Source organism: Corallococcus praedator, assembly GCF_003612125.1.
Taxonomy (GTDB): Bacteria; Myxococcota; Myxococcia; order Myxococcales; family Myxococcaceae; genus Corallococcus; species Corallococcus praedator.
In genome coordinates this window covers 1-387 of sequence record NZ_RAWI01001436.1, presented here as the reverse complement: position 1 = coordinate 387, position 387 = coordinate 1, and the positions used below count along the sequence as shown (strand labels likewise).

Here is a 387-nt window from a genome sequence, read left to right as displayed (position 1 = left end):
AATAAATAGCTTTGCATCTGGTTTGTTCGTACTGATTGCATTCGCTATTTCTTTTAATAACGATGTTTTACCTGCTTTAGGTGGCGCCACTATTAAACCACGTTGACCTAAACCAATCGGTGTTACTAAATCCATGATACGCGTTGAATAATTTTGTGTTTCTGTCTCTAATTTAATACGCTCATCTGGATAAAGTGGTGTCAAAGCTTGGAAATGCGGTCGTTTCTTCACTTCTTCTGCGTTATGGTCATTGACAAAGTCAACTTGTAATAAGCCATAATATTTTTCGTTATCTTTAGGTTTTCTAACTTTCCCAGTTACTTTATCCCCACGTTTAATTTCAAAACGACGAATTTGGCTAGCAGATATATAAATATCTTTTTCCCC

Annotated in this window: 1 pseudogene; it reads right to left on the bottom strand. The window is 35.7% G+C overall.

The window, feature by feature from the left end:
* A pseudogene (rho, locus tag D7Y13_RS44795) lies at positions 1-387 on the bottom strand (transcription termination factor Rho); the annotation flags it as partial.